Source organism: Draconibacterium mangrovi, assembly GCF_010586825.1.
Taxonomy (GTDB): Bacteria; Bacteroidota; Bacteroidia; order Bacteroidales; family Prolixibacteraceae; genus Draconibacterium; species Draconibacterium mangrovi.
In genome coordinates this window covers 353,670-365,725 of the sequence record NZ_JAAAGB010000005.1, presented here as the reverse complement: position 1 = coordinate 365,725, position 12,056 = coordinate 353,670, and the positions used below count along the sequence as shown (strand labels likewise).

The 12,056-nt window shown below is 40.7% G+C and carries 6 protein-coding genes; all 6 read right to left on the bottom strand.

Annotated features, from left to right (window positions below; genetic code table 11):
• Positions 1-204: 204 nt before the first annotated feature.
• The 6 genes from G4420_RS14875 to G4420_RS14850 all read right to left on the bottom strand — a co-directional run bounded on the left by G4420_RS14875 (position 205) and on the right by G4420_RS14850 (position 12,056).
• Positions 205-4,302: a hybrid sensor histidine kinase/response regulator transcription factor gene (locus G4420_RS14875; protein ID WP_163324719.1), complete on the bottom strand. Its 4,098-nt coding sequence runs from the start codon at positions 4,300-4,302 to the stop codon at positions 205-207.
• 123 nt (positions 4,303-4,425) lie between these two features.
• Complete coding sequence (locus G4420_RS14870) at positions 4,426-5,811, bottom strand: sulfatase (protein ID WP_163324718.1); 1,386 nt, start codon at positions 5,809-5,811, stop codon at positions 4,426-4,428.
• Positions 5,812-6,721: 910 nt separating this feature from the next.
• Entirely contained in the window at positions 6,722-6,967 is a 246-nt protein-coding gene (locus G4420_RS23590) for a sulfatase-like hydrolase/transferase (protein ID WP_163324717.1), read from the bottom strand.
• Positions 6,968-7,085: 118 nt separating this feature from the next.
• Positions 7,086-8,675, bottom strand: a complete 1,590-nt coding sequence (locus G4420_RS14860) for a sulfatase family protein (RefSeq protein WP_163324716.1) — start codon at positions 8,673-8,675, stop codon at positions 7,086-7,088.
• Positions 8,676-8,747: 72 nt separating this feature from the next.
• Positions 8,748-10,643, bottom strand: a complete 1,896-nt coding sequence (locus tag G4420_RS14855) for a sulfatase family protein (protein ID WP_163324715.1) — start codon at positions 10,641-10,643, stop codon at positions 8,748-8,750.
• Positions 10,644-10,646: 3 nt separating this feature from the next.
• Positions 10,647-12,056: a sulfatase gene (locus G4420_RS14850; RefSeq protein WP_163324714.1), complete on the bottom strand. Its 1,410-nt coding sequence runs from the start codon at positions 12,054-12,056 to the stop codon at positions 10,647-10,649.

Below are 12,056 nucleotides of genomic sequence, written 5' to 3'. Positions count from 1 at the left end.
GACGCTTTTAAAAGGACGTACCTTGGGAAATGATGGGTGAAATTCCGTTCAATCCTAACTTATTTTACTTTTCACAAGAAGGGGAATATTCGGTCAACAAAAATCGCAACAGCCTGATATTATGAGTATTAAAATAACCAGACAATCATTTTGGCTCATACCATTATGGCCATGAATTTTTACTGACCTATTAAAAATCTGCGGTTATAACTTTTGACGATACTCAGTAGGAGTACATTTAAATTGCTTTTGAAAGACGGTTCGAAAATGTTTTACGTCGTTAAATCCAACATCGAATGCAATTTCGGTAATGGTCTTTTCTTTGTCGGCCATAAGCTGAGCGGCACGTTTTATTCTTAGTGATCGAATAAACTCAGCGGTTGAATATCCTGTTAAACTCTTCAGTCGGCGATAAAGCGATGAAGTGCTCATATTCATTCCTGAAGCGAGGGTATCGGAAGTAAAATTTGAATTCTGCAAATTGGCTTCAACGATAGAAATAGCCTTTTCAATCATTAGTTCTTCCGAAGCAGTTATCTCAACATCAGAAGGTTCCAGCCGAACTGATTTACTGTATTGTCGTTGTAATTTTTTCTGCCGCGAAAGAATATTCTTAACCTTTTCGATCAGTAAAATCGGATCGAAAGGTTTCGTAATAAAATCATCAGCTCCAAGTTGTGTTCCCAACAATCGAAACTGCTCATCCCCTTTTGCGGTTAGAAAGATAAGCGGGATAGTCGCCATATTCTCATCTTCACGCAATTTCTTGCAAAATTCGAAGCCATCCATCTCCGGCATCATTACGTCCGTAATTATCAGGTCGGGTTTCAAACGCTGTGCTTTTTCGTAACCTGCCTGCCCGTTTTCTGCCGATTCAAGGCAATATATAGGTGACAATATATTGACGAGGTAATCGCGCATCTCCGGATTATCTTCAACTACAAGTATACATTCAGCCGATGCAACTGATACTCCTGGTTTGTTCGGAAAGATATTCTTAATCAGTGCATCGTTTAAACCGGGGCGCTTTTTATCGGTTTTAGGCTCAACAATTTCTTCCGGTTTTAAATGCCCCGTTCCTTTAGGAAGCGTAACAGTAAACTGCGTTAGTTTGAAAGATTCGCTAACCACCGATATATTCCCCTTATGTAATTCGGTAAAACGTTTTGCCAGGGCCAGACCAATCCCTGAACTACCATCCATTTTGCTGTCGGCACCCCTGTAAAAGCGGTCAAAAATAAATTCAAGCTCGCTTTTGGGTATCCCGCGCCCATTATCAGATATTGTCAGCAACACCTCTTCCTCTTCTTCGTACAGGGCAACTTCAACTTTGCCATTTTCCTGTACGTGCTTAAAAGCGTTGGATAATAAATTATTGACAATGATCTCTATTTTATCCTTATCAACCCAAACATGTTTAGTTTTAATATCGAGCTTAGTTTTAAATATGATGTTATTTATTGCTGCCAGTTCCTGAAATGGCTGACATAATTCGGCAACTAATTCTACCACATTCGTTTCTGATGCATACAGTTTGGCATTACCCGTTTCCAACTTCCTAAAATCGAGCAACTGATTGATCAGTTTCATCAGGCGGACCGAATTATTATTGATGATCTTTATCTTATGCTCTGTTTCTTCTGTAAGCTGATATTCTTCTTTTTTACGCAACAATTCTTTTAGTGGAGCCAGTATTAAGGTAAGAGGTGTGCGAAATTCGTGTGAAAGATTGGTAAAAAAGCGTAAGCGCATTTCATTGATCTTTTGATCCTGTCGGTGTTTTAACTTCTCCATCTCCAGGCTATTGGCCAAACGCACCTGTTTTACTGCATTCCACCTGATTACTGTAACAATACCAACCACAAGCATGATATAAAATAAAAGTGCATACCACGTTTGCCAGATCGGAGGAAGAATTTCGATCGTCAAACTCGTTGGTTCTTCATTCCAAACGTTGTGACTATTGGCACTCATTACAAGTAACTTGTATTCTCCGGGCCTTAAACTGTTAAAATTCACAAACCTCCTTGTACCGATATATTGCCAGTCGTTGTCGTATTTTTCAAGTTTATACTTGTAAAGATTTCCGCCCTGAGAACGGTAATCAAGTGCTGAAAACTGTATTTCAAAATTATTAAACCGATACGGAATTGCTATTTTATCTTCGTGAATGATGGACTGATCCATAATCACTTTTGATCCAAACTCCTGATTAATGGAAACAGGTTCATTCAGAATTTTGAGTTCGGTAAATACAGGTTTGTGTGCAGATGGAAGCGCCTCAATTTTACCGGGATTAAAGTATGTGAGACCATTGGAACCGCCAAAAAATATTTCGCCTTCGCCATTTCGAAAAACAGATGCTTCAGTAAAATTCTTTCCGCCCACTCCATCACTTTCATTGTAATTTCGAATGGTAGTACCATCTCCCTGACCATCAATCCTTGAGATTCCCAAACTAGTACTTATCCAGATATTTCCTTCTGAATCTCCCGATATTCCCTTGATAAAATTACTGGCAAGGCCATCTTTTTCGGTGTATAATTTTAACGAGAAACGCGAATTATCAAGTTCTGACAACTTGTTAAGACCATTAGGTGTACCTATCCACAAATTCCCGTTTATATCCTGATCGATACAAGTGATGATGTTACCGGTAAGTTCACCGTCGATATTAAAATAGTCATCTGCCAAAACAACCGTTGTATCCGAAGGATTATAAATATGTAACCCATTATAAGTTCCCACCCAGATACTTCCGCGGTTATCTTCAAACAAATAACTTATTCTGTCACTGTTCAAATCACCCGATTCCTTATCATTTATATCTAAATATTTAACCAACTTATAATTGTTCGTCTTATCCAGAATATACAAGCCATTCATTAAACTACCTAACCACAATTTATCCTGCGCATCGATAATTGAAACGATCTGACGCCACCTGTTTGGATAATTCGGATCAAGGTTTGGATTGATCATCTGTGGCACGTTATCCCTGAATTCAATAATGTAGGTTCCAATATTTGTCCCCACCCAAATTATACCGTCTTTATCTTCGTTTAAATATTTTATGATCAGGAACCTCGACTTATCAATTCCCTCAGGATAGGCTACGGGATAAAAGTTTTCGCGATCGGGCGACCATACCAAACCACTTCCGATTGTTCCCAGCCAAAGGTTTTTATTTTTATCATCAAGTACCGTCATTATGCGTGTATTCCGAAGTCCTTTAAATCGACGAGGATTAAATCCAACAGTTTTAAAGTCTAATTTAGGCGTAAGCACACATATACCTCCGCCGTTTGTTCCCAGCCAAAGGTTATCATCTTTATCCTGGAAAATATTTAAAACAGCATCATAATCCTTGTTCAAGGTTGCCCTGTTTTCAGGATAAATCTGGTAGCGTTGAAAGATCTCGCTTGCAGGATCGAAATAATAAAATCCGGTTCCCCAGGTTCCCAGCCACACCATTCCACTCTTATCTAAAGATATCGATTCATAAGCATGAATGGTTTGACCTTTAAATGCATTCCCAATTTCATAGTGGGTTTGTTGGTAGGTATGCAAATCGAACCTGGTTAAGCCTGATTCTGCGATCCACAACACATTTCTTTTTTGGTCATATTCAACTTCATGGCACACCAACTGAATTCTCGGTTGTTCAGCCTGTATAACACTATCTTTTGTACTGATAAACCTGAAAAGGCCATTATTACATCCTACCCAAATATCACCGTTCTGGGTTTCTACAATTGAATTTACTGCACCACGTAAGAATTGGACTGATGTTTTTTTATGCTCATCATAAACAATCAAACCGTGGTTCCACGTTCCCATCCAAATGCGACCGTTCTTATCTTCGTAAAACGATAAAACCCGGCTATCAGGTAAAACCTCACTTTTATTCCTGTAATTTGAAACGATATTCGAAAATTCTTCTTTATCAGGATCGTATTTACTTACACCGCCAGACTTGGTTCCAATCCAAATATTTCCTTTTCTATCGACGAACAACGATTCGATGGATGGGTTAACCAAACTGTTGGAATCGCCCGGAACCTGGTTAAAAATCTTAAAATCGTAGCCGTCGTAACGGTTTAATCCACCACGTGTTCCAATCCATATGAATCCGTCGTTATCCTGGACTATCGAAGTTACTTCGTTATGTGACAAACCATTGTCAACGGTGAAGAAATTTTTGAGTAATTGTTCGGGCTGAGCGTTAACAACAACTGACCAATAAATCAGCAAGAGGGTAAGCTGATATTTGATCAACTTTGTCATTTCAGTTAATCTCATTCTTTTGTTCTATCCGTTTAAGTGCAAGAAATTTATCGTCCACATGCAGGACTTAAAATTCAGGCCATGGCAAGATAATAATTCTATTGAATATGCCTGCGTCCAACAATGGTGTAAATGTTCCTATTCAGGCTGAAGCAACTGATATTGATTGTCATAAAGTTTTAGCTGACGGCTTTTCCAAACCGCTCCTTCCAAAAACACCGGGTGCGGGAGCGACACGTCCCAATCGCCAAGTTGCTTTAACAACGAAGTCGTAACGTCGAGATGGTCGAGTGCAACATTATTTTGTTCGGAAATATCTTTCGACAGATCAAAAAGCAGGGGCAGACGATCGGGTAAACGCACCAGCTTCCAGTTTCCCTGCCTGATGGCTGCACTTATTGTAAACCGCCAGTTGAATGATTCGTGAGGCTCACCACTTGCTTTATCCTTTAAATACGGAACCAGATTCACGCCGTCGAATTTTACCTTTTCAGTTTTTACACCTCCTGCCAAATCGAAAAAGGTGGCCGCCAGGTCCAGGGAAATAACCGGATTTTCATAGGTTTCTCCCGCCGGTAGATTACCGGGCCAGCTCATTATAAAAGGAACATGTATTCCGCCTTCAAGCAAAATGCCTTTTTGCCCGTTAAAAGGTGCATTTATCGATCCGTTCGAATCACACGGGCCACCGTTATCACTCAGAAAAACGACCAGGGTATTTTCAGCGACTCCATTTTCTTCGAGTGCCTGCATTATCCTGCCAACATTAACATCGAGCCGGTGAACCATGGCGCAATAGCTGCGTCGTTTTTCATCCTTAATGTGCTGGAACAACTTAAGATCTTCTGCAGTTGCCTGCATTGGTGCATGCGGTGCGTTGAAAGAGGCAAACAGAAAAAATGGCTCGTCCTTGTGGCGTGCAATAAAATCAACGCACTCATCGCCCTTATCATCGGTAATATACGTAAGTTCCTGAGGAGTTTTATAGTTACACTCAATTGGTGCCTGATAACCTTTTCCGTCGGTTTTTGCTATGAAATAGTCGTGGCCGCCACCCGTATATCCCCAAAATTCGTCGAATCCGCGATTCAAGGGGTGAAATTTTGGAAGCATCCCCAGGTGCCATTTCCCAACCAGCCCGGTAGTATAGCCGAGATCCTGCAAACGTTCAGCAATAAGCGTTTCGGTTAAAGGTAACCCGTTGTATTCCTCATCAAATCCAGGGAGAACACCTCCCAGATTATTGTCGTGTCCAAAAGTTACCTGGTTTCTACCGGTGAGTAATCCCGCCCTCGACGGACTGCAAACCGGCCCCGAAACATATCCATTGGTAAAATTGATTCCATTTTCAGCCAACTTGTCGATATGAGGAGTCGAAATCTGTTTACTTCCGTTTAAACTCAAATCAGCATATCCCAGGTCATCTGCCAGTACAATAATAAAGTTGGGTTGTTTCTGCTGTGCAAAGCTTGTAAAGGCTCCCAGCAAAAGGGTAGTTACAAGTAATATTCGATTAAGTTTCATTATTAAGTCCTTAGTTATTAGCTTTATTAATACAACTATTTTATTGAATCACATTCTCAGTGAAAGCTGTCCATACATTCCTAAACAGGTATTCCCTCGTCAACTAACTAAATGGGTAACTTAATTTAGCGTCCATCAATCGGATTTTAAGGTTGCCAGCCCTCATCCATAAAAATGAATGTGTCGGTCTTTCCTTCTTCAGACAGAATGCAGGTGTTTTACGATTAATCAGTAAAATCACGATCTTTACCAACACATTTATTAATGATTTCTTCCCATTCTCCCATAACATCTTCCAGGGTAAAGATAGACCTATAACTTCATCTCATGTATGTTATTTTATTCAAATACGGGGGGTGTATTAACTTTTATACTCATGCAACGCTCAAACAATCAAAAGTAACTCACTCATTTTCTACATCCAACATTATCACATTACCTTTTACAGCTAAGAACATGGGACAATAGAGTTTATCCACTCTTTCCTATAAAATAATGTGCTTGTGAAACGAAATACACCATGAAGATTTGTTTTGCAGTTTTATTATTTGCAAACTTTGAAAGACCACTGGACAATGTAAAAAGAAGAATCACAATTACTATAGGATTTAATTAGTTTGATTCTGCCCTGCGAACTTTTACAAAAATTGAAATAATAAATATCATTAGAAAGAATCACATTATTAATTCAAAATCCACAGTGTTTAAAACATTTTATTCTTTGGCTTCATAATTCAGAATAAAATACAATTATGAAAATCGTGCGGGATTAATGCGACAGCCCCAGGTCGGATAACTTAAATTAAGATATTAGTCCATTTTGTATATTTGAATCAAGAAATAATATTGTTGAACTAAAAGAGCTACTTTTCCGAGAACAAAAAACCCAGACCGCTATATAAACCTGATTTTAAGTGGATAAGGAAAATATAAATCGCCTTTTACTGGATGGACTGCAAACGGATCCTGTCACATATCCGTTGGTAAAATTACCTCCATTTTCCGCGAGCTTACCGCTGTGAGTTGTATGAATTTTCGGGCTTCCATTCATCCTTAAATCGGTGTATCCCAAATCATCGGTCAGGATAATAATAAAATTGGGCTTTTTGTTAAGTGCAACTATTATTACACTTACAAACAGAAAGATAAGTAACAATAAATTTTAAATCTTAATAATATTCATTAAAGGAAGGATCCAATTTGCTAACTAAGATATTCCCTCAATTTACCATCTGTACTTTTCTAGTCGTCTGAACTATTACCCCGGATATACATTAAGGATATTCCTTTAAATCAGCATCGTAATCACTCTTATTCACCCAATTGGCAGGAACTTCTTCTCCCTGCATATAGCGGTTGTAATAATCTTTTACCACACCGGAATATTCGTAATTATCAAACACATCGCCATTTCCGAAAATCCGGGGATCACCTTGTTTTTGCAATTTCGCTGTCATCTCCTTACCCATCGTATTTCTGAGTTCGGTATATTCTTCGCTGGCTGCAAGGTTGTTCATACAGAACGGATCTTCTTCAATATTATATAGCTCTTCTGAGACGCGTTTACCAAAGTTAAGTTGCCAGTACTCCGCTTCTCCTTTCTTTCTTCTTGTATCAAGAATGTATGTTTTTGTCGGGCTACCATCGCAATTCAGGTATCCGGTTTCAGGATTGCCTGCAGGCCACCGCTGTGGTTTAAAATTCAGGAGATACAAATAATTATCACGGATTATTCCACGTATAGGATAACCTTCATCATTCGGGCGGCCAACATCATGGCGTTCCTTCCCTATCAGCACAAAATCACGATCAGGATTAATGATTCCCGCCTTTTCAGAATAAAAAATATCGGTAAGGCTGGTCCCTGTAGTTGGCTGTATTCCAACCGCTTCGACCGACAAACCGGTTAATTCAAGGTAAGTAGGCACAAAATCAATAAAATTCACAAAATCATCAACAACCCGTCCCGGGTTTTTTATCCCGTTGGGCCAGCTAATTGCCAGTGGCAAATGATTGGAATACTCGTATTCCTGTCCCTTAATCCGGGGGAATGGCATTCCGTTATCGGCTGTAACAATAACGATGGTATTGTTTAATTCTCCTATTTCGTCCAACTTCTGCAACATTCGGTTTAAATGCGCATCAAAATATTCAATTTCAAAAGCGTAATCCAACATATCAGCCCGCACGGTATCCACATCGGGCCAAAAGGGCGGAACTTCATCAATCTCATCCATCTTTTTGTTTCCCTTATTTATTCCCGATTTGAACTCGTATCCGCGGTGTGGTTCGTAACAACCAAACCAGAAACAAAATGGTTTATCGGCAGGGCGTGCTGTTAGAAATGCCTCAAAATTTGCCGCATAGTCGTTTGTTGAAATTCCGGTGGTAAGCGGTGTTGTTTTAAGCTCAGAAAAATTGGTTCCGGTTAGCGCTCTTCTTTTCCCGTCAATTTCTCCCGGATTGCCCGGAGCCCAGCCTTTTCCAACACTCCCAACAAAGTATCCGTTTGCGCTGAGCGCCTCGGGGTAAGTTCTGAATTTTGCCGGAAAATTTGGCGAATGATTACAAGCTTCTTCCAGTTGCCAGCTGTTACGGCCGGTTAATATGCACGACCGTGAAGGGGCGCATTTTGCATTAGGCGTATAGGCACGGGTAAATAAAATACCGTTATCCGCCACCCGGTCAAAAGCCGGAGTGTTTACCCAATCGCAACCATAAGCTCCAAAATGTTTCCACGAGGCATCATCAGCAATGGCGAAAAGAATGTTGGGAGCTCGTTTCTTCGCTTTTTTGGGATTTTCCTGACATCCACTCAGGATTGCAATAAGCGAAATCACCAGCAAAAGAATAGTTTGTTTCATCCGTTTAGTTTTAATTAATTCGTTTCAGTTACGCTTCTTTTTCTTCACTTGGAATAGTTCTTTCAAAGATACTTATTCCCGGTATTCATAAGTATTAGGCACCAAATTCAAACTTCCCAAAAAATCCATACATGCTGCTTTCACATCATATCCTCTGTTGGGCAGATCGTGAACCGCGGTAATGGTTCGAATAAATGGCTCTTTATTTTCAATGTACATCAGGAAATTGATGGTTAAGAGAGCGATATCCATATTCTCTGACCGGCAACTTTCAGCAAGAATTTCCTTTGCCTGTCCGTTGTTCCACAGTTGGTACGCAATTGCAGCTGCCCCGATCCGAACCAAAGCATAGTCATCATTCATTGCTGTTTCGATGTTTTGGCGATAAGATTCCAGTGTTTCGGCTGACTGGCTGCGTAATCCCATAATTGCCCAATACCGTACAATCCGGTTTTCACCGTTCAGAAGTTTAACCTGTTTTTCCGCAAAACGTTGCCCTCTTTTCCCCGACAATGAAGCAGCGGAATAAATCTCCTCAAAGGGATATTCTTTCTTGTTCAACCGGTACTCATATGGTGTAGTGGTTTTTGAAATTAGCCCAATTTCGTATTCAGGTAAAAACATCACATCCCGGGCATTCAGCAAGTTTTCGTCCAGTTGCTTTCGCATCCTTTCGAGTACGGTTTTGTATTCCGGATCTGAAACCAGGTTTTTTGTTTCCCAAAGATCATTTTCAATATCGAATAAATATTCATCCGGTCGGGGTTCAAAATAACTTTGCTGAAGCGAATCGAGCAATCCTTCGCGGTAATCGCTTCGCATTTGCTGAACGATCTCTCCAATATACATGTATCGGATGTAACGCCCCTGCGGGATAAAGGGCAGGTAATTGCGTGAATAAATGTACCGGCCATCCGTTATTGTGCGTACCATATCAATTCCATTGTCGGACCGATCGGCAGATAACAGCAAATGATCAGTGGTTTCAGACCGATCTTTTCCCATCAGGATACGGCCTTCCAAATGTTCCGGAATTTCTCCGCCAGCCATGCTTATCAGCGTCGGGGCCAGATCTTCAAAACTTATCAGCTCATCAGTTACAACGCCAGCTGTTCCCCAGGGCGACAGATCTTTATACATTTCAGGAAACCACACCACAAAAGGCACGCGGTAACCGTAGTTTATACCATTGGTTTTTCCACGTGGTTCACCTTCACCATGATCGGCATAAAAGAATATAATGGTGCTGTCGCGTAGATTATCCGCTTCAAGCCGATCAAGCAATTCTCCGATTCGCTTGTCGGTAAGCGAAATTGAATTGTAAACACGTGCAAGATGTTTACGCATTTCAGAACTTTCGTAGTAAATAGGCGGCATCTCAAAACCATCTTCGGCAATACGTTCATCCTCATCCAGCTGATTCCAAACATTTTCGGTATACCATTCATAAGGCATGGTCATTGTTCTTGACTGGTGTGATTCGTTAAAATTAAAAATAGCGAAAAATGGCTGCCCCGGTTTTCGGTTCCACCACCCTGCTTTTCCCGAGCTTTCGTTCCAGGCTTCGCGAATAAAATCCTTTGCATTTGCAACATTATAGTCGGTTTTCGAATTGTTGGACACATAGTAGTCCTGCTGTTGCATGTAATACGGAAAACCTTTTATTGATTCGGGAACAGGATAATTGCTGCGGTGATTTCCGGTGCCGGCTTTAAAAGTTCGCACTCCGGTTATTATTGTACTCCGGCTCGGAGAACAGACCGTTCCGGTTGAAAAGGCATTGGTAAATCGAACTCCTTCACTGGCGAGCTTATCAATTGCCGGTGTATGGGCATCCTGATTTCCGTAACAGCCAAAAAACTGAGGCGACGAGTCTTCAATGGTTATCCAAAGAATATTCGGTTTTTGTTGTGCACTGGCCGACAATACAAATAAGATCAGGATTAATGAACAGAAATAGGTTTTCATAGTTTATGGTTTGTTTTGATATTCAGGATTTAGTGTTTTAGGAACAGGAGCATTGGTTTCAATTCTCCAGTTTTCGAGAATTTCCAGCAACTCTTTAGCCTTATCGGGTTTCGATTCTGCCAGGTTATTTTTTTCACTAATATCATCCTTAAGGTTATATAATTCAATATCGTTATTTTCGAAATATTGGATCAGCTTCCAGTCGCCAAGCCTCACTGCTGAGCCCGGACGGGTTCGAAACAGCGGATCCTGGGTGGTAGTATCGTTCTTAACATAGGCTTGCAGGTATATGGGAAAATGCCAGAATAACGGACGCTCCTCAAGTGTTTGATTATCGGTTAGAACCGGCAAAAGCGATTTTCCGTCGAGCACTTTATCTTCTGGTTTTTGAATGCCCGCCACTTCAAGTATTGTCGGATAAAAATCGAGATTGGTAACCGGAATACCGGATTTTTCTCCTTTTGGAATTTTTCCTTCCCAAAAAGCAAACATCGGTTCGCGAATTCCCCCTTCGTAATACGCTCCCTTGCCCGAACGTAAGGGCCATTGTTTGGTAATTCCGTAATGCCCGCCATTGTCGGAGGTAAATAAAACAAAGGTATTTTCTAACTTTCCCTGCTCTTTCAATAGTGAAATTATCCTACCGATTTGTGCATCAACATTCTCCACCATCGTAGCATATTTAGCATTATTCTGGCCGTTCCACTCTTTTTTGTTTTCGTACTTTTCCATAAGTTCTTTTACGGGCTGAATTGGCGTATGAACAGCATACGGAGAGTAGTACAAAAAGAACGGGCCGTCCTGCACCGACGATAGAAAATCGAGAGTTTTGTCGACTACCAGATTGGTTAAATAATAATCATCAGAAGGAGGTGTAAGCGACGGAACACTTTTGTAAGGAGGATAATAGCTTCCCGGGTTCCCGGCATGGCTTCCGCCTATATTTACATCAAAACCACGTAATGATGGATCATCTGAAAGGTGCCATTTCCCGGCATGGCAAGTGGTGTATCCATGCTGTTTCAGAATTTCCGGAATAAGCAAATTATCATCGGGCATGTACTCGTTATTGGTAACAGGAATTAGTTTGCGGTCTTTACTTTTTCCCCGGTCTGAATTGCTTACCGTATAAATTTCATGACGTGGTGTCCACTGCCCGCTCATTAAACAAGCGCGGCTTGGTGCGCAATTAGCGGCACCGGCGTAGGCCTGGGTAAAAATCATTCCGTTAGCTGCAAGCGCATCAATGTTGGGCGTTTCGTAGTATTCCGATCCCATAAAACCAACATCGCGCCATCCCATGTCGTCGATATTAATCAAAAGGATATTCGGTTTTGCTGTATCATTTTGTACCGGAACACAACTAATATTCAGCAGCAGAACCAGTAAAATTATCAGATTATAGTATTTCAT